This is a genomic window from Pseudomonas palleroniana, assembly GCF_022836895.1.
Lineage (GTDB): Bacteria > Pseudomonadota > Gammaproteobacteria > Pseudomonadales > Pseudomonadaceae > Aquipseudomonas > Aquipseudomonas palleroniana.
Genome location: NZ_CP092411.1, coordinates 223,245 through 245,958, shown reverse-complemented (window position 1 = coordinate 245,958; position 22,714 = coordinate 223,245). Strand labels below are relative to the sequence as shown.

The 22,714-nt window shown below is 61.7% G+C and carries 15 protein-coding genes; 2 read left to right on the top strand and 13 right to left on the bottom strand.

Going from position 1 to position 22,714, the window contains the following annotated elements; translation table 11 throughout:
• Positions 1 to 183: 183 nt before the first annotated feature.
• Positions 184 to 1,185, top strand: a complete 1,002-nt coding sequence (locus MJP36_RS01065) for an ABC transporter substrate-binding protein (RefSeq protein ID WP_060755547.1) — start codon at positions 184 to 186, stop codon at positions 1,183 to 1,185.
• A 103-nt stretch (positions 1,186 to 1,288) separates the two neighbouring features.
• Here MJP36_RS01065 and MJP36_RS01060 read toward each other — a convergent pair whose 3' ends face one another.
• Entirely contained in the window at positions 1,289 to 2,209 is a 921-nt protein-coding gene (locus MJP36_RS01060; protein ID WP_244384662.1) for a LysR family transcriptional regulator, read from the bottom strand.
• Between the two features lie 152 nt (positions 2,210 to 2,361).
• Here MJP36_RS01060 and MJP36_RS01055 point away from each other — a divergent pair, with 152 nt between their 5' ends.
• The gene (locus tag MJP36_RS01055) at positions 2,362 to 3,267 is read left to right on the top strand and encodes a TauD/TfdA dioxygenase family protein (RefSeq protein WP_161547644.1); all 906 of its coding nucleotides are present in this window, start codon (positions 2,362 to 2,364) and stop codon (positions 3,265 to 3,267) included.
• Positions 3,268 to 3,337: 70 nt separating this feature from the next.
• Here MJP36_RS01055 and MJP36_RS01050 read toward each other — a convergent pair whose 3' ends face one another.
• The 12 genes from MJP36_RS01050 to MJP36_RS00995 all read right to left on the bottom strand — a co-directional run bounded on the left by MJP36_RS01050 (position 3,338) and on the right by MJP36_RS00995 (position 22,285).
• Complete coding sequence (locus tag MJP36_RS01050; RefSeq protein ID WP_161547646.1) at positions 3,338 to 4,945, bottom strand: alkaline phosphatase family protein; 1,608 nt, start codon at positions 4,943 to 4,945, stop codon at positions 3,338 to 3,340.
• A gap of 271 nt (positions 4,946 to 5,216) precedes the next feature.
• The gene (locus MJP36_RS01045; RefSeq protein ID WP_244384661.1) at positions 5,217 to 6,488 is read right to left on the bottom strand and encodes a condensation domain-containing protein; all 1,272 of its coding nucleotides are present in this window, start codon (positions 6,486 to 6,488) and stop codon (positions 5,217 to 5,219) included.
• A 9-nt stretch (positions 6,489 to 6,497) separates the two neighbouring features.
• Positions 6,498 to 7,931: an MFS transporter gene (locus MJP36_RS01040; protein WP_244384660.1), complete on the bottom strand. Its 1,434-nt coding sequence runs from the start codon at positions 7,929 to 7,931 to the stop codon at positions 6,498 to 6,500.
• 74 nt (positions 7,932 to 8,005) lie between these two features.
• Entirely contained in the window at positions 8,006 to 8,590 is a 585-nt protein-coding gene (locus tag MJP36_RS01035; protein ID WP_104995198.1) for an aminodeoxychorismate/anthranilate synthase component II, read from the bottom strand.
• Positions 8,587 to 9,990: an anthranilate synthase component I family protein gene (locus MJP36_RS01030; RefSeq protein WP_161547648.1), complete on the bottom strand. Its 1,404-nt coding sequence runs from the start codon at positions 9,988 to 9,990 to the stop codon at positions 8,587 to 8,589. The genes MJP36_RS01035 and MJP36_RS01030 overlap by 4 nt, the downstream gene beginning before the upstream one ends.
• The gene (locus MJP36_RS01025) at positions 9,987 to 11,312 is read right to left on the bottom strand and encodes a phenylacetate--CoA ligase family protein (protein WP_161547649.1); all 1,326 of its coding nucleotides are present in this window, start codon (positions 11,310 to 11,312) and stop codon (positions 9,987 to 9,989) included. The genes MJP36_RS01030 and MJP36_RS01025 overlap by 4 nt, the downstream gene beginning before the upstream one ends.
• Positions 11,309 to 16,807 (bottom strand): non-ribosomal peptide synthetase, encoded by a 5,499-nt coding sequence (locus tag MJP36_RS01020; protein WP_244384659.1) that lies wholly within the window; start codon positions 16,805 to 16,807, stop codon positions 11,309 to 11,311. The genes MJP36_RS01025 and MJP36_RS01020 overlap by 4 nt, the downstream gene beginning before the upstream one ends.
• Positions 16,808 to 16,840: 33 nt before the next feature.
• Positions 16,841 to 17,959: a DNA glycosylase AlkZ-like family protein gene (locus MJP36_RS01015; RefSeq protein WP_244384658.1), complete on the bottom strand. Its 1,119-nt coding sequence runs from the start codon at positions 17,957 to 17,959 to the stop codon at positions 16,841 to 16,843.
• Positions 17,960 to 17,991: 32 nt separating this feature from the next.
• Complete coding sequence (locus MJP36_RS01010; protein ID WP_104995203.1) at positions 17,992 to 18,726, bottom strand: flavodoxin family protein; 735 nt, start codon at positions 18,724 to 18,726, stop codon at positions 17,992 to 17,994.
• Positions 18,727 to 18,817: 91 nt separating this feature from the next.
• Positions 18,818 to 20,173 (bottom strand): serine hydroxymethyltransferase, encoded by a 1,356-nt coding sequence (locus tag MJP36_RS01005; protein WP_244384656.1) that lies wholly within the window; start codon positions 20,171 to 20,173, stop codon positions 18,818 to 18,820.
• Positions 20,170 to 21,171, bottom strand: coding sequence for a phosphopantetheine-binding protein (locus tag MJP36_RS01000; protein ID WP_161547651.1), 1,002 nt, complete (start codon positions 21,169 to 21,171; stop codon positions 20,170 to 20,172). The genes MJP36_RS01005 and MJP36_RS01000 overlap by 4 nt, the downstream gene beginning before the upstream one ends.
• Entirely contained in the window at positions 21,164 to 22,285 is a 1,122-nt protein-coding gene (locus MJP36_RS00995; protein ID WP_244384655.1) for a hypothetical protein, read from the bottom strand. The genes MJP36_RS01000 and MJP36_RS00995 overlap by 8 nt, the downstream gene beginning before the upstream one ends.
• Between the last annotated feature and the right edge of the window lie 429 nt (positions 22,286 to 22,714).

Sequence of the window (22,714 nt, the reverse complement as noted above, 5' to 3'; positions counted from 1 at the left end):
ACGCATCCAATGCATTCGAAGAATATTTTCGATGCTGTTGATGCATAGCCCTCTGGAGCCGGCGGTTTAGCTTGCATAGTGCTAAAAGCTATTAAATTGTGAATTTATAGTATTTAAAGTTTTGATCGGCCTATGCCTACTTTCTGCTCCCCAGGCGACCTACGCCCACCAGGAGCTGAGCTTATGAAACTGCCTTTCAAACGACTGATCACGCTGTTCGCGGGCACCGCGTTGGCCGGCCTGGTGCACGCCGCCGACCTCAAGGAAATCCGCATCGCCGTGCCTGACCTGAGTGCCGGCAGCCAGCACAGTGGCGGTGGCATTACCGACGTACTGCACAGCCAGCAGATTTTTGAAAAGGCGTTTGCCGACCAAGGCATCACGATCCAGTGGAATTACTTCAAGGGCGCCGGCCCCGTGATCAATGAAGCGTTTGCCAATGGCCAGGTGGACCTGGCTTACCTGGGCGACCTGGCGGCGATCATCGGACGTTCCAATGGCCTGGATACCCGCCTGCTCAGTGCCTCGGCGCGGGGTGTGAAGCACTACCTCGGCGTGGTGCCGGGTTCGGGCATCAAGACCCTGCAAGACCTCAAGGGCAAGCGCGTTGCAGTGTTCCGGGGCACAGCCAGCCAGTTGTCGTTCGACGCTGCCTTGGCCAGCCAAGGCTTGAGCGAGAAAGACCTGAAGGTCATCAACCTGGACTTCAATGCCGCCGTGGCGGCGCTGGCGGCCAAGCAGATCGACGCCACCTGGGGCAGCTCGGGCCTGAGCGCGCTGCAGGCCAAGGGCCTGGCTGAGATCCCCTTGACCACCAAGGACCTGGGCGGCGCGGGCAGTGTCCAGGCGGTGCTGGTGGGCAGCGGCAAGTTTGTCGACGAGCACCCGCAGGTCGTGGCGAAGTTGCTCAAGGCCCAGCAGCAGGCCGTGCAGTGGTTGACCGATGACAACCACAAGCAGGCTTACATCGAGCTGGTGTCGGAACGCGCCAGTTACCCCGCCGTGATCCTGACCAACGATTTGAAGGACCAGAAACTCAGCGAGATTTTCCCTTCGACCCTGGACCCGGTGTTCCTTGGCAAATTACAGAACGCAGTGGACTTGGCGTCGAAGGAGCGGCTGATTCGCAAGCCATTCCAGGTTAGTGATTGGGTGGTGCCGAATCTGGCGGCGGCGGGGCTTTGAGGTTTTGGGGGGCTGGGCTATCGCCATCGGGAGCAAGCCCCCTCCCACAGTTGAAGGTATTCACAGATCAACTGTTGGAGGGGGCTTGCTCCCGATGAGGCCCTCAAACCGCTAAACGAACGGCCTGACTGTCCACTTCCACCAATGTCTCGATCATTGCCTTCGCCGCCGGTGATAACCGCGAGCCGGTGCGGCTGACCACGCCGCATCGCGCACTCATGGTTTCCATGTTCTGCGGCAGATTGCGCCAGTGCAGCAGCACCAGGGTGCCCCGGGCGATGTCTTCGGCAAACGCTTCCTCGGTGCCCACCCCTATGGCATTGGACTGCAGCACGATCTTCACCAGCGCCGGGAAATGCTCGGTCTGGATACTCGGTGAAAAGTCCATGCGCCCACTGAGGTTCGCCAGCAGCTTGCGGATGCCTTGGGAGATCAGTGGGGAGGCGAGCGGGTAGTCGAACATGTCGTTGGTCGACAGGCTGTCCTTGGCCAGCAGCGGGTGGCCCGGACGGCAGAAAAATACGCCGCGCTTGGGCGTCAGTGCGCGGGTCTGGAAGTTCGGGTCGGCTTCGAACTGACGAATGTCGGCAATGAAGAATTCGATCTCTTCACGGCTCAGGGCGCGGCTGAGTTTTTCCCAGTTATCCACCTGGAAATGCGTGCGGATTTTCGGGTGGTCGGTGATAAAGCGCGCCACCGCATCGGGTACCAGTCTCACGGCCGGGGCCGGGCCGCAACCGAAGCGCAGGTCGCCGGCGTCAAGCTTGGTCATGCGCGTCACTTCACTGCTCAACAAGGCGGCGCCATGCACCAGGCTCAGGGCATGTTGCAGCACCACCTGGCCTTCCGGTGTGGGGCGCAAGTCTTTGTGGCCACGGTCTACCAGCACACAGCCGAACTCTTGTTCCAGCCCCTGGATGCTGCGGCTGAACGCCGGTTGGGTGATACCCATGGCGTCTGCTGCGCGCACGAAACTGCGGTGTTCGTTGAGGGCGATGAAGTACCGAAGTTGGCGAAGATCCATATGCTTTCCCGGCATCTGAAAAATAGGTCGAAGGCATTTGCGACCCTGGGAGCTGAGGTTTTAAATGCAAGCTCTTATTCCGTCAACGAAGCATCTGTTGATTTGCTAGATCTAAATTGCATATCAATAGAGCGCACAAGAGGGTCGTCACCATGAGCAACGCCGCATTCGCTGTTCAACCCGTTTCCCAGGCACTGGACATCCACCCGGTCGCCGGGCGTATAGGGGCCGAGATCCGTGGCATCAAACTGTCTGGGGAGCTGGACGCCGCGACGGTCGAGGCCATCCAGCAGGCCCTGGTGCAGTACAAGGTGATCTTCTTCCGCGAGCAGACCCACCTGGATGACCAGAGCCAGGAAGCCTTCGCCCACTTGCTCGGCGAACCGATCGCGCACCCGACGGTGCCGGTCCGTGACGGCACGCGCTTTCTGTTGGAGCTGGACGGCACGCGCGGCCAGCGCGCCAACTCCTGGCACACCGATGTGACCTTTGTTGACGCCTACCCCAAAGCCTCGATCCTGCGTTCGGTGCTGGCCCCCAAGGCGGGTGGCGATACGGTCTGGGCCAATACGGCCAGCGCCTACAACGACCTCAGCGTCGAACTGCGGGCCCTGGCCGACAACCTGTGGGCGGTGCACAGCAACGAATACGACTACGCCGGGCGCAAGCCGGATGTGTCGGTGGAAAAGCTTGAGGAATACCGCAAGGTGTTCACCTCCACGGTGTACGAAACCGAACACCCGGTGGTACGTGTGCATCCGGTCAGTGGTGAGAAAACCCTGCTGTTGGGGCACTTCGTCAAACGCCTGAAGGGGTATTCCCAGGCCGACTCGACACAGCTGTTCAACCTGCTGCAAAGCCATGTCACCCGCCTGGAGAACACCGTGCGCTGGCGTTGGAACACCGGCGACGTGGCGATCTGGGACAACCGCGCCACCCAGCATTACGCGGTGGATGACTACGGTACCCAGGAGCGCATCGTGCGTCGGGTGACGCTCAAGGGCGACGTGCCGGTGAGTGTGCAGGGGCAGCGCAGTCAGACGACAAAGGGACTTTGAGCGGCAAGTTTTCAGCGACAAGCTACAAGTAAAAGCCACCTGGCTCTTACTTGTAGCTGCTCCCGAAGGCCTACCAAACCCCGATTTGAACCACTTTTTCCGCCTCCGGCTCACCGTATCTGAACTGCCGGCCACGCACGTCGATCTCCGTGTGGCTGATGGTGGTGCGCCGCTTCAAGCCGCGCAGCCACTCGAACAGATAACCCCGGTGCGTTTCGCGCACCGCCGCATAGGCGGGGTCGGCACCCAGGTCGTGCACTTCCTGCGGGTCGTTTTCCAGGTCGAACAGTTGTGCGCGAAAGCCGTCATACGCCAGGTATTTCCAGCGTTCGCTGCGCACCATGGTCATGCGGCAGCGGTCGATAGGCTGCGCCAGGCGTTCGCGGGCGGGGGCCTGGAACGCGTAGTCGTATTCGGCGATGGCGTAGTTGCGCCAGCTCACGGGGGCGCCGTGCAACAGCGGGATCAGCGAGCGGCCTTCGAGGCGATGGTCGGCCGCAGGCAAGCCCAGGGCGTCGAGGAAAGTCGGTAGCGCGTCGATGGTCTCCACCAGGCGTTCGTCCACTGAACCACGGGTGATATCGGCGCTTGCGCGTGGGTCGCGCACGATCAAGGGCACGCCCACCGCCGGCTCCAGCAGGAACTCTTTTTCCCCGAGGAAGTGATCGCCCAGAAAATCGCCATGGTCACTGGTGAAGAGGATCAAGGTGTCGTCCCAGCGGCCATTGCTTTGCAAATAATCGAACAGCCGGCCGAGTTGATCGTCGATCTGTTTGATCAGGCCCATGTAGGTTGGAATGACCGTGAGCCGCACTTCGTCACGGGAAAAATTCACGCTCTCCTGGTGCTGACGGAACGCCTGGTATACCGGGTGATCGCTGGTGTGCTCCGGCTGGATCGGCGCCTGGATATGCTCGGCGCCGTACAACGCGTGATAGGGTGCCGGGGCGATATAGGGCCAGTGCGGCTTGATGTAGGACAGGTGCAGGCACCACGGCTGCTCGGCTTGCTCGCGAATGAAGTCGATGGCGCGGTCGGTGGTGTAGACCGTTTCCGAATGTGCTTCGGCGACGCGCGCAGGTAGCCCGGCGTTGCGCATCTTCCAGCCGCTGAGCACCTCACCGTTTTCACCGGCGGCGGCATTAGCCCATTCATGCCAAGGGTTGGTGCCGTCGTAGCCTTTTTCGCGCAGGTAGTGGGTGTAAGGCGCTGACTCGCGCTTGTCTTCGAACAACGGGCTGTCGGGGTAGATGCCGTCGTGCCGGAAGTAGGCGTCGAAGCCGACCTCATTCAGCGGCTCGGCCTGTGCGCTGTCGGGGTCGATATGCAGGCGCTGCAAGGCTTCCAGGTTTGGCGTGGCGTGGGTCTTGCCGACCAGCGCGGTGCGGATGCCGTGGGGGCGCAGGTAATCGCCGATGGTCAGTTCTTCCAGGGGCAGCGGCACGGCGTTCCACGCCACTTGATGACTGCTGACATAGCGCCCGGTGTACGCCGACATCCGCGACGGCCCACAGATGGTGCCCTGGGTATAGGCCCGGCTGAAACGCACGCCGGCTGCGGCCAGACGGTCGATATTCGGCGTGTGCAGGTGGGCATGGCCGTAGCACGACAGGTAATCGCGACGTAGTTGGTCGCACATGATGTACAGCACGTTGCGCAGGGGTTTTGGCTGAGGCATGGCAAGGGCACCAAACGGAGGAAAGGCTTACGTTTTCGCCGTTCGGCTGGGTGATCGGCAAGTGCATTTGGCGAATGGTTTTTATGCAGCGCACGCATCGTGGTTACTGGGGGGCCGCCGACGCTTCGGATGACAGCGAATCGGGATTGATGCTGTCAACAGCTCGGACTTATTTGCTGTCGGCAACTGTGGATTTCTGAGCAAGCAAGTTACATCGGCAATTGAATCAGGGCGGTGTGACACCGCCCCGATTGCTTTACACGGTTACCGATCAAGCGTTGGGGATGCTTTGCAGGTCGCGGATCATCTGCTCGATGACCTGTTCTGCGTGTTCGCCATAGCTATCGGCGTCCATGTCGATCCGCCCTGAAATAAGCTCGTTATGCTCATCCAGAGTGATCTCGAAAGCGACCCGGCAGGTATCGTTCGGCAATAGCTGCAGGCTCATCCACTGGTTGTCACCCAGATCGATGCGTCTGCCTTCGCTGCGTGAGTTCCAGGCGTTGAACAATTGGGGAAACGGCAGTTCAAAGCCGGCGGTACGTGTAGACATACCTTCGGGATACAACGCTGCCGGTTCGATGTGCTGCCGCGTCGCGGCATTGATCACCGCCCGCTGCACCCGCTTGACCACTGTTGCCAGCGGTTCGTCGGGTTCATGCCGGGTACTGACCGGGACGGTATTGGACAACGGCCCCACCACAGTCTGAGCCGTAGCATCCGGGCGATTGGCGAAGGGCACTCCCGTCACCACAGTCGAGACTCCACTGACGGCACTGATTGCCCGTTGATAGATGGCCAGCAGCAGCGCAAACGGCGTCACGCGCAAGGTTTTGGCATAGTCCGATACCAGGCTGCGGGCAACGGGGGCCGTGAACTTCAGACTCTGCATGCGCCCCTTGCCGATTGTGTTTTTGCTGCGTACTGCATCAAGTCCGTAGGGGCCTGTTCCCGGGTAGATCTCCAGCTGCTGCGCTGTGCTCACGGGCTGTTCCGGCAGGTGCAGCGCCTGGCAATAGTCGTTCCATTCCGTGCAGGAAACCGGGGGCAGGCCCCGGTAACACCGGGTGATGTCGTCGATCAACAGATCAATCGACGCACCATCGCAGGTATAGATCCAGAAGCCGATCCAGACATGCAGGCCAGCCGCGTCGACCGCCGAGGCGATGCGCAGCCCGGGTTCGCCGGCGTGCCGGGCGCGATAGGCGAGAAAGTCCTGATCGCTGAGCGTGGCCTGCACCTGGCCCAATTGCTCACGTAACGCCTGACGCAATGCCTGCTCAGTGGGGGCGCGGCCGATCAGGTGTTCCTGTTCCAGCTCGAACCGTGCCGCGAGGATTGGATGTCGCGCCAGGGTATGGGCCACGGCATCGAATACTTGTGGCTGGTCACACTCTGCGCTGAAGTCCAGACGCAGGGCGCCGCAATAGGCGCGCCCTGTCTGGTCAAGCATCGCCCCGGTCCATTTTTCCCGCAGTCCCGCGACGCTGGACAGCGTCGTGAGGGGGCCCTTGAAGGGCGGGATCAGGTAGTTCTGACGCATGACGGTTTCCTAAGGCTGGGGGCTCGACGGGGTTGGCTCGAGCGCCAGGGCATTGCGTCCGGCCCAGATCAGCAAGGCACCTCCGAACATGACCAGCGCCGACACGGCGAAGGCGGCCACGAAACCGTTCGCGTCGATGGTCGGCACGCCACTGTTGTCGGAGACCGCCAGTGCCAAGGCTGCCAGCAGGGTGACTCCGAACACCTGGAACAGTTGTTGAAGGGTGGTGGTGATGCCCGACCCTGCACCGGCGTCGGCCTCGCTAAGGTCGCTGGTGGCCAACGACTGGGCGACCGGGGCGACACAGCCGAAGCCGATGGAGGTCACCAGCATCGCCGGAAGCATTCCCAGCCAGTAGCTGTGCAGGGGTACGCCGAAGGCAAACAAGGCGAACCCCAGAGCCGAAACTGCCAGGCCGACCACGGCGGCGGCCTGCGAATTCCAGCGCTGCATGACGAACTGCGAAAGGAAGATCCCAGGGAAGAAACCCAGGCAGAAGGGCAGCCACGCCAGGCCCGTCTGCATCGGCGTCAGGCCGAGATAGTCTTGCAGCAACAGCACGCCCAGATAAAACAGAGCGCCGGAGGTCGCAGCGAGAATAGCGACGATGGCGTAACCAGCCATGCGCGGAGAGCGCGTCATCAGGCGTGCCGGAATAATGCCGTTTTCCGAACGCTTGCAACGAAGCAGTACGACCGCGATCCCCGACATGCCAAGCAGCAGAAGCGCCATGCGCTGGCCAGAAAGATGCTCAATGCCAGAACCCATGACGGCCATGACGGCCATGACGGTCGCGGCCACGGCCACGACCAGGATCAGCGCGTTGCCCAGATCCAGAGAGGTGGAGCTGCGGTGGCTGAACTTGGGAATCATGACGGCGGCAGCTACGATCAGGAGCATGACAATCGGTACGTTGATCCCGAAGACCCAGCGCCACGACAGATAGTGCGTCAATACACCGGAGAGCAATACGCCGATGATCGAGCCCAGGCCGCCCAGCGCTGCCCAGATGCCAAACGCCTTGCCGCGTTCGGGGCCGGAAGGAAACAGCAGTGACACCATTGCCAGTCCGGTGGCTGACGCCAGAGCCTCACCGAGCCCCTGACCGGCACGGCTGATGATCAGCACGGTGGCATCTTGGGCGAAGGTTGCCAGTAAGGAAAATCCGCCAAAAATCACTACGCCGACCTGAAAGGTGCGGCGCACCCCGAAGGCATCGCCGATCCGTCCGCCCAGCAGCAACAGCGAACCTGCGGTAATGAGGTAGGCATTGACAATCCAGGTCAGGGATCCGTCCGTGAGTCCCAGGTCGTGTTTGATCCGTGGCAGGGCGACGTTCACCACGGTGGCATCCAGCAGCAGAATCAACTGGATGATCGAGATGACAGCCAGTGCCTGCCATCGTTTTTCGTGCAGCGTTGTGTTGGTTGGTGTGTGCATCATGTTTATCCAATCCTTAGATTTAAAGAGGTGTCGACCAGCATCCGGTCGGCACCCAGGGCTTTCTTCTTGAGCGATCAGCCCATGGCGTGGACGTTGGCCAATGCCAATGAGTTACGGATCATTTTGATCCCGTGGGCGGTGCCGACGCTCTCGGGGTGAAACTGCACGCTTTCGATCGGCCGGGTACGGTGCCGTGCCGCCATGTTGACGCCATCGTCCGAGTACGCTGTGGCCACCAATGGGCTTGATGCTTGCGGCTCGGTGATGGCCAGCGAGTGGTAACGCACCACAGTGACGGCCGACGGTACATCCTGGAACACGCCACGACCGTCATGATGCACCTGGGCGTATTTGCCATGCTGGGTGGTCGGTGCACGGCTGAGCTTCCAGCCGAAATGTTCGCCCAGTGCCTGATGCCCCAGGCAGACACCGAAAATGGCCTGCTGCTCATCCATCGCGCGAATGATCTGCGGGTAGCCATGATCTTCGGGAGTGCCCGGCCCCGGACCCAGAACCAACAACTGCGGTTGCCACTGTCGGTATTGGGCGATCGGATCATCGTTGACGCGAACGACCCGGGTTTCTGCACCCACGGCCGAGTAATACTGCTCGATGACATACACAAAGCTGTCGAAGGCGTCGATCAACATCACTTTCATGCGCAGGCTCCCATCGCTCGGGAAAACGACTTGATCTTCGCTCCCGCTTCATTCCATTCATCCTCGGCCTCGGAGTCAGCGACGACTCCCGCCGCCGACTGCAACACATAGCGTCCGGCGTTGCCGACAATCGTGCGGATCGTCAGTGCCAGCACCGCGCTGTTGGCTCCGGTGATATAGCCGACACAACCGGTGTACAGCCCGCGTGCGGTGCCTTCCAGCTCGGCGATTATTTCCATTGCGCGGACCTTGGGTGCGCCGGTCATGGTTCCCGCCGGGAAATTGGCCACGATCAGATCCCATACGTCGCATTGCTCGCGTACTTTGGTTTCCACAGTGGACACAAGGTGCAGCAAGGACCCGTAAGTGTCCTGCTGCATGAACGAGCTCACCTGGACGCCCCCGGGAACCGCGCACCGAGCCAGGTCGTTGCGCGCCAGATCGACGAGCATCAGGTGCTCGGCTGCTTCCTTGGGAATCTTGTCCAGCGGACTGCCGCGCTGATCCTCCCGGCTCATGGTGCCGGCGATGGGCCGGACCTGGGCCACGCCGTCCTGCAGGCGGATCATCAGTTCAGGACTGGATGACACGACATGCAGGTCGGCAAGGTCGAGGTAGTACATGTAGGGCGCCGGATTGACCGTTGCCAGACGCTCGTAAAGATCGACCGGAGCAATCGTCGCGCTGCACACGGCACGCCGGCACAACTGCACCTGATAGATGTCACCGGCTCGGATGTACTCCTTGGCCCGTAAAACGGCGGCACAGAAGTCCTCGCGATCAGTGACGTCTTCGATCACCGCGACTTCAGTGCCGAATCTTGCAACAGGTGCCGTCACCGGAGGATTGCGCAGCACGGCGAACAGGGCATCCAGTTGCGCTGCCGCGTTGTCGCGGGTATTGAGTACGTCGATCCGCGCCGGACCTTCGGGAGCTTCGTAGCGGACGACATGCCGATAGACCCGCACCACTACCTCAGGGACATCTGGCTCGATGGCAATCTCCGGCAGGTTTTCGACAAACCGCGCGGCGCTGTAGCCCAGCGCCAGCACCAGCGGAAAGCCCTCCGGCAGGGCCAGGGTCTGGGTGACGCGTCGCAGGCGTTCGCACAGGCTCGCTTGCGAATTGTTCAGCAGCTGCTCGCACGCGGCCTGGGCCCACTGGAACGGGGCACCGGTCGAGATGTGCCAGGTGTCGTTGATCAGTTTCAACTCCAACAACAGGTCGATCATGAAGGTGGTCTGGTTGCCGTCGACCGGCAGAAAACCCGCACCGGTCTCGAACAATGCCGGGCACGGATACAGCCCCAGCAGGCCTCGCCGCACCTGGGCAAGCGGCGCGGCATCGCTGATTTCGTGGTGCTCCACGCTCCACAGCGGGATGGGTTGTAATGAGCTCACAGGACGGGCTCCCGTTGATCGCGGATACGTGCATGCTTCCAGGAAATGTAGGCACCGGTCTCGGTCCTCGGGTCCAGGCTCTGCGCCAGTTGCAATTGGACCGAGGTGCCGAAATGGCCGGCCATCTGCTCCTGTACCTCGGCCAGCGAACGCTCACCGATCCCTGCCACCATCGACACCTCGACCTGGTCGCTGCCGTCGCTGGCGGAACAGATCCTGACCTCGTAGCCGGAGACCCACTCGGCCGCCGTCAGCACCGCCGACTCGATCAGAGCCGGGAGTACCTGGCGACCGGCCAGGGTCATCACATCACTCACCCGGCCAAAGACCCGCAGGCAACGCGAACGATTGCCGCACCCGCATTCTTCGGCAGAATGCAGGCGCGCCAGGTCTCCGGTGCGGTAGCGGATCAGCGGTTTGGCGCCGGGTACGAGCATCGTCAGGCACAGCTCGCCGATATCGCCGTCCATCCCGGGCACCGGAAGAATCTCCGCCAGATAGTTGGTCTCGGAAAAGTGCAGGTTGCCGTTCGGGCAACCGGTGGCCACTGCGTGGGCTTCCTGAGAGCCATACAGGCCGTGGGTGCAATGCGCATCCCAGACCCGGGTAATATTGCTCAGCATCTGCGGCGTGCACAGTTCGCCCAACACCATGATCTGCCCGACTGCTGTGGCGCGCGGATCAATCCCCTGACTCACATAGAGGCGGGCCAGGGCCAGCGCGACGGCGGGTGAACAGATCAGCGAGCGGACACCGAGGTCGTTGATCAACTGGGCGGCTTTGACCAGGCCGACCCGAGGGCTTTCCGGCCATAGCCGTACGTAAGGAATGCCCAGATTGCGGCAGACCTCGCCATAGGTATCACCGAACGCGTAGAGCTCCGATGGCCCCATGATCGCGGTGAGGGCATCAGTGGTGCCGAAGGTCGACTGATACAGGTCGGCAACAGCTTTCTGCACATAGGCGCCGCTGGTTTCGACATCGATCGCCGCGCGCGGGCAGGGGGTTGGCAGCCCGGTGGTCCCAGTGGTCTCGTAGTACACCGCGATCTGATCGAACGGTAGGCTGCAGACTGAGCGGCCCACGGCGCGCAGGTCGTCCTTGGTGGTGAACGGTACGCCGTCCAGCGCCGGCAAGGCGCTTGGACTGCCTGCTTGCGAGCGCAGGTGATCGGCATAGAACGCCGAGCGTTGCGCGACATAGCGCAAGACTTCCCCGGCCCGTTGCTGCCCGTTGGCCTGCAGCGCCTGCGGCGTCGTGCGTCCATCCAGGTAAGCGTCCACATCATCCAGCCATTGCTGGTGCAGGTTGTCTCTGATCATGACTCGGTCTCCGAGCTCAGGCACTTGGCGAACTCACCGATGGTCTCGGTGAGCATGAGGTCCTCCAGCTCAATGGGCTGTGACAACTTGGAGCCAAGTTCGACCTTGATCTTCATTGCCGACAGCGAGTCGCCGCCCATGTCGAAGAAGTTGTCGTCGGGCAGTACTGGCTGTCCGAGATGCTGGCTGATCACACCAATCACGATGCGCAGGGTGGATTGCGAAGCCTTGCCATTGGGTTCTTTCATGTCATTTCTCATGGTTTCTCTCAGGGCCAGCACATCCACCTTGCCGTTCTTCGACAGGGGCAAGCGGGGCAACGACTGGACAGTTTTCGGCACCATGTACGCGGGCAGCCGTTGGCTCAAGGTCAACGTGATTGCAGGCGCCAGTCCGGGCTCGCCGACATACACCAGGGCAATTTGTTTGGGATGCCCGTCAGGCCCCGGCAGTGCTATCGCACAGGCCCGCGAGACGCCGGCGCAGGACTCTGCGACGCTCTCGATTTCTCCAAGCTCGATGCGCAGACCATTGAGCTTGATCTGGTTGTCAATACGTCCGAGGATCTCGATTTCGCCGTTAGGCAGGTAACGCCCAAGGTCGCCGGTGCGGTACATGCGCCGTCCGCTGCGCGGGTGCTGGACAAAGGCCTTGCTGGTCAGTTCCGGCTGGCCGATGTAGCCACGGGCCAGGGAAACATCGCTCTCTACCAGCATTTCCCCGGGCACCCAATCCGGGCAATCGGTCCAGTCGTCGGCCACGATGTGGTAGGCAGAGTTACGCATGGGCGCGCCGTAGATCACCGAACGCACTCGCTGGCCTTCTTGTTCGTCGATCTCGTGCAACACCGACCAGTTGGTGGTCTCGGTGGGACCTCCGCAGGAATACAATCGCGCGTTCGGATACAGCGCCCTGGCGCGTGGCAACAGTGGCAGTGGAATCCAGTCGCCTGCCATTACGATGTTGGCCAGCGAATCCACCGCGCAGAAACTCCGTGCAGTTTCGGCAACACTGCACAGCAGGTCCATGATCGCCGGAACACAGGCCCAGAAGGTCACGCCGTTACGCCGCTGGAGTCGTAGCCAAGCATCGGGGTCCGGGCCCGCCGCCTGAGCCGGCACCACCACCGAGCCGCCGTGCAGCAGGGGGCCGAAGATATCGAAGACCGACATGTCGAAATGCAGGGCTGCAGTGGCCAGATGGCGAGTGGAGGCATTCAGGCCAAAGCGCTCGACGACGTCATAAACGTGGTTGACGACTGCGGCCTCCGGGATCTCGACACCCTTGGGGTTACCGGTAGAGCCGGAGGTGAAGATCACATACGGCGAGTAGTCCGCAGCCAAAGGTGGGAGAGTCAGCTCCGTGTTCTCGGCAGTCCAGTAATGCAGGTCCTCATCGGTCAGTACCAGCCGCTTGACCTGCTCCGGCAACGGAGTATCAATATCGGCGATAACCGTGTGCACTCCGGCCTGCGACAGCACAGAACGAATACGCTCGGACGGCAGATCGATATCCACCGGCACATAACCGACCCCGGCCAGCAGGCAGCCATAGACAGCCGCGTAGTGGCCGCTACCCTTGGGCAGGACGATGCCGACAAAACGTTCATCAGGGTTACGTGTGTGTTGGATCATCTTACTGATCCTTGCCGCGGCCCGGCCGATTTCACCCCAGCTGTAGCTCCTCCGGGTATCGATCACTGCGGTTTCCCCGGCGCGCTCGGCAATCCGTGCCAATAGCAGGTCACGCAAGTGAACCTGCGGCACGGGGGCCTGAGTCGCGTTTACGGTGCGACGTATGTCAATCTGCGCGGCGGGGCGCAGGTCAAGCCAGGTGCGTTGCCAGATCTCACTGTCGTCGGCCAGTTGCTGCAGCAATGTGCTGAATGCGCCGAACATCGACTCCACGACTTCGGGGCGAATGACCCCGGTGAGGTAATCCCATTTGAAGTACAACGTGCCTTTGGATTCGCGCAGTTGCACATCGAGGGTGACTTGCGGTGTCTGCGAGACGCCGTAAACCTCTGGCCCAAGCAGCGCCACATCATGGCGTCCTGGGTGCCCGAGCAGGCTGGTGAGTACGATCGGCATCAGTGGTGCGCCGCCACTGCGTCGGACCCGGGCCAGCTCGCGCAGCACCTCTACACCGTTGAACAGGCGATGATCCAGCGCCTGCCAGATGGCGCCCTGCAGTTGCTGGCCACGAACCTCGAGGGTGTCGGCGGCCGCGGTTTCATAGGGCACCAGCAAGGTGTTGGTGAAGTCACCGACAACCTGGTCGATATCGGTAGTGACGGGCATCCGGTCGGAGACCGGGAAGTTCAGGGTGAAACGGTCTTCTTCGCTCCAGCAGCGCAACACTTCGCACAAGGCCAGCGCGACCACGCCGGACGGCGATATGTTGCGCGCCTGCGCCCGGGCCTGCAGTCGCTCCCAGGCATCCACGGCGAGGGTGCCTTCGTGTCGCTCGAAGTGCGACGTGCCGCTGAACTCTCCAGGCTCCAGTTGAGGCAGTCGCGGGGCTGCCGGCAAGTGATTGATCTTCTCCAGCCAGTATTCGCGGTCGGCCTGGTACTGGGCGCTCTTGAGCACTTTTTGCCGGTAGGCGACGTAGTCATGGAAGCTGGTCTGCAGCGCCGGAAGTTGTGGATCATCTTCCAGATACAGATCAATCAGGTCGGGAATGATCACCTGGAAAATCGACCAGGCGTCGGCGATCAACATGTCGATGCACAGATGCACTCGGCTGGCGCTGGCACTGATGCGGCTGATGCGGAACTGGAACAGCGGCCATTGCGTGGTGCCGATTTCTTCGTTGGCCATGCGGTCGCGAACCGCATCGATCTCGCGCTCGATCTGCGCGCCGTCCAGAGCACTGAGATCGACGTATTTCACCGCTTGCGTGCCGTCGACGTCGCCGATGCTCTGGCGGCCGCTGGCATCGATGGTCATGCGCAGCATTGGATGTCGCTGCACCAGCAACCCCACGGCACGGGTGAAACGCTCGCTATCGAGGGCTTGCACTTCCCACTCGAAATACCCCTGGCAGCCGACGCCGCCGTAGTCGTAGAACGAACCACGACCGATCCACAGCGCCTGCTGGCTTTCGTTCAGCTCGAACGGCAGCTGTTGCTGCTCTGCCGGTAAGTGCTCGAACGTCGGCAACTGAGTGTTGTGCGAGGCATTGGCCAGGCGCACCAGATTCGCCAGGACCGGCTCCTCCAGGAATGCCCCCATTTGCACATGAATGCCATGCTTGCAGGCCAGTTCGCCGACCATGCGCAAGGCGCGCAGGGAGTCGCCACCGGCGTCGAAAAAGCTCGCCTCCAGCATGGCTTCGTCACAGAGCGTCCAGGCCAGCCAGCAGTCACGTACCGCGTGGTCTGCCGGGCTCTGCGGGACAAAAACGGTCTGGTCCGCATCGCGCTCGATCGGGCTGACCTGCAACGCGCTGTAGTCCACCTTGCCATTGCGCCCGAGGGGCAGGGCGCCGGTCACGATCTGGCTGGGTTGGGCTGCCGGATGCAAGCGCGCGGCCAAGTGCTGGCGAACCCGGGCGACCACTTCGTTGGCATCGGGAGCCAGCTCCAGGAACAATGCCAGCGTCGCGCCGAGGTCATTGCTCAAGCAATTGGCCGCGGCCTTCACCACGCCCGGAACTTGCAGCGCGGTGATCTCCAGTTCAGTCAGGTCGACCCGGTGGCCGCGGATCTTGACCACCGAGTCGGTACGGCCAAAGATTTCCACAGTGCCATCGGCCGCCATGCGCGCCCGGTCGCCGGTGCTGTATTGCAAGGCCGACGTGGCGTCCAGAGTGTTGCCACGAAAGGCTTTCCTGGTGTCCTCGGGATTGACATAGCCCACCGACAGCGTTTCGCCGGTGATGATCAACTCACCGACACAACGGGCCGGCAGTTGTTGGCCATTGCGGTCGACCACGTACATCCGGGCGCCAGGAATCGCGCGGCCTACCGAGGGTAGCAAGGTGCGGCGCGGGGCGCTCAGGTCTTCGATGGAGACTACGGCGGCTTCTGCGGAGCCGTAGACATTGATCACCCGGTAGCCGAGGTCGCTCGGCGGCCATTGCTTGCAGCGTTCACCGGCGATCAGCATGGTGCGCAGACCGGTGCGGGTGTTCGTTGCCCACAATGCTTCGGCAATGGAAGTCATGGCCAGTGTGTGGTTCATGTCGCCTTCAAGTAGCCAGCGTGCCAGCAGGTTGACGTCCTGCAGCACCTGGGGCGCTGGGATGCATACCGTGCCGCCGGCACACAGAACCGGCAGGGGGTCGACTTCGACCATCCCGTAGCCGGGCGACGACAGCCATGAGCCGCGGCTATGCTCGCCAAGTCCGGCCTGCTCGATGACAGCGTCGAGGGTTGCGGCCATCCCTCGATAGGACAGGCAAACGGCTTTGGGCCGTCCGGTACTGCCGGAAGTCCCGGCGATAAAACAGGCTTCATTGGTGCTGTCGACCCACTTGCCGTGCTCCCAATCGACGAGGGTAGGACGGACCTGCATCTTATCGATATCCAGCAGCGGAAAGGTCAGCAGATCGCACGCGCGTTCGGTGGTGCTGCCAGCGGTCAACACCGCATGCGGGCTGCACTCTTCGATGAAGGCACGGATGCGTTCATCGGGATGCGCCGGGTCGATCAGTACGCAGGTACCGCCCATGCGTTGCACGGCGACGATCGCGACCAGATGCTGCCAGCCGCGTTCCAGGAATAATGCCAGGCGCGGGCTCGAACGGCGGGAGGTGACGCGTTCGCGTATGTGCTGGACCAATGCCTCGGAGGCGTTCCAGAGTTCGGCGTAAGTCAGGGTGCGATCGCTGTTGTCGTCGACGATTGCCGCAGCCGAGGGTTTGCTCTGCACATGCCGGTAAATGCGTTCCACGAGAAACTGGCGCTCGACAGCCTCGGCCGGGGCCGGGCAGCCCGGTTGGAGCGCGGGCGCCGGCAGGGCCTTGGAATCAAGCACACGGGCGCAGGCGAAGGCCACCAACTCCAGTAATTCCAGGCTTACCGCTGGGGTCATGTAATCGCTGCGTACCGACAGTTGGCAGCGACCCTCGTGCACCAACAGCCAGACCGGTGTTTGCGCCGCTGGCAGGTGCTTGCCATCGCTGATCTCGATATCGGCTCGCAATTGCGGCTCGCCATGGGACGCTTCGGCACTGTTGCGCAATTGTGAGATGTAGTCGCGAGCGTCTTCTGCAAGGTTCAATGTCATGCAATCGACGCTGAGCAGTGACGGCTTGGCTTCATCATGTATTGCCAACGTCAGCCGGCCTTCCGGACTGAGCAGGGAGCCCAGAACCGCAGCGACCGTGACCAGGTCATCCATGGTGGCCGTCAGGCCAGCGGGCAAGACGATCTCTTGCTGTTCTCGGGTGTTGTCCGCTGATTGCCCGGCCTGTGGTTGCGCAAAGGCGTCCCACAGGCTGCGCTCACTCCCTGACAGCGATTGTGGCGCTTGGGGTACTGATGTCATGTCGTCCCTCATCTTGTTCATGCTTCCCTGTTTTCACGCTGTGAGTTCGTTTTCGATCTGGTGAATAGCCCCGATCTGCTCCGCCAGAACCGTGGCAGCCTCAAGCACGGCTGCACGTTCCTGGTCAGTCAGTGTCGAGGCATCGACTGCGATGACGCGTTTGCTGCCCTTGGCCGCCGTGTGCCAGGTCGCGGCAGCCCGGCCACCGATGAGCACCACCGGCCGGCCGTTGCCGGCCGTGTCGTAGCCGCCGATGCGTTCCAGTTCAAGGCAGTCGCGCTGCCTGGAACCGGGCGCATAGCCCATGACCAACGGGTCCCAGGCCGGCAGAAAGCGGATCTGCTTGCTCGCGGGTTTCTGCTCGCGTTGCAGGAACTGCTCAAGACGCGCTTTCCCGGCCTCGCTATGCCACATCTGATCGGCGACCCGGCAGGCTGCACAGCCTTGAAGCAGCGCGCGTGCGGTCTCCTTTGAAACACCGAGCCACCAGGCAAGGTCATCGACCGTGACCGGTCCATAGTGCTCGACGTAACGCCCAGCGATGTCACGCAGCAACGAGTCGCGGTCCAGTGGCGCACCGTCACCCGGCAACAGCCCTTCAGGTGCAGCTGAATACAGCCAGCGGTTCGACCAATGATTGGCCGCTGGTATGCGAACCAACGCGCCGTCATAGGTCGCCACTGACGTCAACGCCCGCGCCTGGGGCGCCGGCAGTTCGAGTGCACTGGCAATGTCTTGCAGACGCACGGCGGCACCTGTGCTCAAAGTGATCAGCGCCGGCAGCAGGCGTCGGTAATCGTCCAGGCCAAGCCCGACGTCCCGTAGCCGCCACTCGTGGCCTGCCAACGGCAGGCGAGTGGCCGCAAAGACGTTGCCTGCCAGCTCGCCGGGCAGCAGGAACTTGGAGCGCCGCATACCCGGGATACGCAACAACTCGCTGTCGTTTTCTTTCGCCAGTACGCTCTTGCGATCGAGGTTTTGATTGCGTGCCATGACCGCCAGCCAACTGGTGGGTCGCGCCGAATAAACGCCGACATAGGCCTGTGCTATCTGTGTCACCGTTGCTTGTGCCAGGCGCTTGAAATGTTCCGACACCATCCATTCCCGCAGGAGAATGTCAGTGAGGCCATTGCAGGCAGTTCTAATGCTCATATGATTCTCGATTGGCTCTGTGGCTGCGCTGTTCAGTCGCCGACGACATCGAAGTTGCAACTGCGAGTGGCCTCGACCTGGTACATGTCGGACTTGGTCGGTACGAAGAACTTGCCGTCGTTACCCTCGCGATGGCGTTCCCCAGGCACCGAGACCGGCAGCGCCGGCTGCCCGGTGAGCTGCTCGTAGTCGCGGATCAGACGCGTCATGGACACCATGCGATCAAGCATCCGACGCAGCATCTCCATGCCTTCCTTGTCACCCAGCACTTCGCCTTTCTTGTCGCCTACGAGCATCGCCGGGAAGCCGTAGCCGACCATGATCATGCGGTTGAGCAAGGCGCACTGGAGCATCTGGTTGTAGACCTCGACATGGCCCATGCGCCGACCAGTGACCATGACCCCGGCCACTTTGTTGGTGAGGGTGCGGTCGTGGCGCAGGAACCCGGTGCCGACCCGTTCCAGGAACGCCGACATCAGAGGGGTTGCGCCAAAGCCATGCACGGCACAGGCGAAGATCACGCCATCGCTGGCTTCCATGAGGCGCACGGCGCGCGCGGCGTCATCTTTCTGGGCGCAGGGTTCGTTGCGAAAATTGCAATCACCGCAGGCCCCGCAAGGGTCGATTTTGGCGTTGGCCAATGAGAAAACTTCGAGAATGACATCCTGTTTTTCCAGGTACTCGGCCGCCCACTCCAGCGCCCTGGCATTGTTGCCATCCACCCGTTCCGAGCCATTGATGGCGACATACTTGATCTTGTCCGTCATGATGCTTCTCTCTCCTTAGAGTTTTGCCTGTTCCCAGGCACGACGATCGGCGGACCGTCGTGCCATGCCTCCAGCGCTGCCGGAGACTGTTTTAGCGTGCGAGGTAATCGGCGATCGGATACTTCGCGCAAAGCGCCTCGGCCTCTGCGCAGAATTGCTGGCGCAGGAGTGGATCGAGGGTGAACTCGCTGTCACCGAGCGGCGTTACCTCGTCCAGGATCCGGCAGAGCAGGTCGACGATCTCCCGGCAACCTTGCGGGTCGACATGACGCTGGGCGAGGGCGCCGGTACCTATGCGCAGGCCGCTGGTGACGAAAGACGAGCGGGTTTCGCCGGGCACACGGTTCTTGTTGACGACGATTCCACAGTGCTCCAGCGCGGTCTCGGCGATAGCGCCGGTCATCGCAGCACGCAGGCGGATCAGAATGGTGTGGTTCTCGCTGCGACCACCCACCACTTCATAGTCCCTGGCCTGGAATTCGCTGGCCATTACGTCCGCTGCAGTGCGGATGCGCTGCATCTCGGCATCGAACTCAGGGGTCATGGCGTACCCCAGTGCCGCGGCCTTGGCAGCCATCATGTTGACGGCCGGTGCGCCTTGCATCCGCGGGAACACCGCCAGTTCGAGCACGCGGCTGAACGTCGCTTCACGGCCAGGGACTTTTTCGTGGGCGTCACGGCCGGAGAGAATCAGCCCACCACGCGGGCCGGCGAGCTGCTTGTGGGTACAGGTGGTGGTGACGTGCGCAGCGTTAATCGGGCTTGGATGCCGCCCGGTTGCCACCAGACCGGCAATGTGCGAGATGTCGGCCATCAGGATGGCACCGGCTTCGTCGGCGATCCGGCGGAAGCGCTCGAAATCCACGACTCTGGAGTAGGCCGTGGCACCGCAGATGATCAGTCGCGGGCGATGTTCCAAAGCCAGCCTGCGGACTTCGTCGTAGTCGATCAGGCCTTCCTTGGTGGTGCCATAGCCAATGGCGTTGTAGTAAGTGCCCGAGAACGTCACGGGACTGCCATGGGTCAGGTGGCCGCCGTTATCCAGAGCCATGCCCAGCAGCGTGTCGCCAGGTTCGAGCAAAGCCGCGAGTACTGAATAGTTGGCGCTGGAAGCCGAGTGCGACTGCACACCGGCGTACTGCGCAGAGAACAGCTCGCGGGCGCGTTGGATTGCCAGAGACTCGACCAGGTCGACGTTCTCGCAACCGGCGTGATAACGGCGTCCGGGCACACCTTCGGCAGTCACGTTGACCAGTACGGAGGACGACGCGGCCAGGGTGCGCGGCTTGACCGCGCAGCAAGAGGCCACCAGCGAGAGCGTGCGTTGCTGGCGAGCGACCTCGGCGTCGAGAATCCGCGCCAGTGCGGCATCATGTTCCTGCATATCGGCCAGGCCCCGCTTGAGCAGATCAGCCTGGGTCAGAAGTGGTTGATGATTGACTGTCATGACTTGCTATCCCTTCCTTTGGTGTTGTGTGCTGTAAAAGCCAGTACGGTTTCCTCGACCTCGTGCGCATGGGTACGCACAAAGTAGTGCCCGCCACCGGCGAGGGTGGCGGCTTGGGTGACGTTGATGAACTTGCCCCATTGCGCCAATACGACTTCAGGCTCGGCGGTGGCCGGGTCCTCGTCACCCAGCAGCACCAGTGCAGATACGCCGTTGGCCGGGTACTGTGTCAGGTAGCGATAGGCTTCGCAGGCGATCAGGTGGTCTCTTCGACCGCGAGCCAGCATGCTCTCGACCTGAGTGTCGAGCAGCCCGGTGAAGGCCCCCAGCGATCGCAAGTAGTCGGTCCAGATCTGGTCCGAAGTGGTTTCAGCAGCACGAATCGCGGCGTCTGCATCCAGCACCGGGCGTGAGGCGGCCACCACCAGAGCGAGATGGTTGTGGTGGGCGGCCATGCTTGATGCGATGCACGCAGCGGTCGCCGCGCCTGCGCAGTGGCCATAGATCACCAGATGGGCAGCGCCGATTTCTTCGATGTCGCTGGTAAGGCCGTCGAGCAGACTTTGAAAATCCTCGGCGTTCTCCACCTCGGTATCACCGAAGTCCACGCCGAACACCTGCACATCCGGATTACCTTGAAACAGATTTCGGTAGGCCGTGGCGTCTCCGCCGCCGAAAGGCACCGCAATCACCGCAGTCGAACCCGCGGCTGCTTGGACGTCGCCAAAACAGACCAGACGTGCGGCTTGTCGGGCGGCGGCGCGGACAATGCGTTGAGCAAGGCCCGCTGCCGTCGGGTGCTCGAAAAGAGTCACTATGGGCAAATTGCAAGACAGCCGCGACATTACGCGAATCGCTTCAAAGGAGTCGCCGCCAAGGTTGAAGAAGTTGTCCTCGTGGCCGACACTCGGCAGGCCGAGCACCTCGGCAAAAGTGGCGCAGACGCGAGCCACTTCATCAGCCAGAGCGTGTTCATCAAGCTGGATGTTTTCAGTCATTCCATTCACTCCTATCCATAAATACATCAGCGAGTTCATTGAGCAGATTGGTGGCTGCGCTGGCGTCGCAAAACGGTCCCTCGAGTTCCAGGAGCAGTTGCGAAGCGCCGGTACGCCGTATGTCGATGCCGACCGGAAAAGTTGCACTCATCACGTGTGAAGCCGGTATGCCGCGTCGACCGGCACCATTGATGAACAGCTCGGACGCGCGGCAGCAGGCCAGCGCCTGGCGCGCCGCCTGCGAGCGACGGGCGCATGCTTCAAGGCTGATTTGCCCGGGAAGCACAAGCGCTCCAGGGGTCGCCACAGAGCGTGGAACAAGACCCGTCATCATGCCGATGGCATCCTGCTGGTGAGCCTCGCGCCAGTTGTGCGACGAACACAGGATGTCGCCTTCGGCGATGACAGCGGCCCGCTGCAGGCAGTCCAGGAGTTTCGCTACGGGCGGCTTGTCGGTATTGATTGATGCGATGTCCAGGGTGCGTTGCAGGCTGATGCGCTGGCGTTGGATGTCGAAGGCCAAGCGCCCGGTTTGCAGCAAACGCACGGGGGTCATGGCGTGCGCCGCAGCGGTCAGATGCGCGCCATCAACTTGCGCGAGCTGTGTTTGCGCCCGGACGTATTCGCCATGGCGTTCGCGCCCTCGACGCATGCACATCAGGGCCGAGTCGATATCTTCTGTTTGTAGCTGTCGTGCCAGCACCTCAAGGCTATGTTCGTCGGCCAACCCATGATGGATCGAGACCAGGCAGTGCACTCCAGCGCGGGTGGTCAGGCTGCCGACGGCAAATAGCGCAGTGCCGGATCTGACAGCCAACTGAACCTTGCGCAAGGCTTCTGGAACGCCGTCTTCCCCCAGATCAAGCACTGCAAGATACTGGCCGAGCGCTTCGCCCCATCCAGCGATCACCAACTGACGCAAAAGTCCAAAATCCGGATGGGTCGCGGTTTTGAAAGGTATGACGATGGAAACTTCCTGAGCGACCCCGGCATAGATGCCTTGGGCGACCAGGGCCTTGGCCTCGACACTCAGACTGGCATCGGCAAGTGCTTGCGTCATGCTCATCTGCTCGGTCGATTCTTTGTTCGAGCGTTCAACTGTTATTTTTGACACGTCAGGTCCTCGACGCATAGGCAGCAGCCAGCGGCGATCTCAATCCATTGAGGAGTACATTCCCGGGCACTCGCATCTCTCCCGTTCAGCGGGAAAGACATAGAACGCGCACAGGTTTTTGTACGACAGACTCAGTCAGTCATGTCGTAAAAATGTGTCGGTTATTTGCTGACTATGAGCGGGCCAATCAATTTCTAAGGCGCACGCTAAGGAGAGAGCCTGACGTCATCTCGGGCAGGGCTCTGAGGGTATGGGAAATATTACTTACAGCATTTCGCTCATGGGATGAGGTGCTGAAAGCTGGAGACACAGGCGAGTGCGGCAGGCATCGAGCCACAGTCATGTCGGCAGAGAAAAACATTTAGCCATTCCTTAGCTTTGGTCGAAAAGTGTCGCCTCTTGGCGAACTCAACAATGCATCCTTTGACG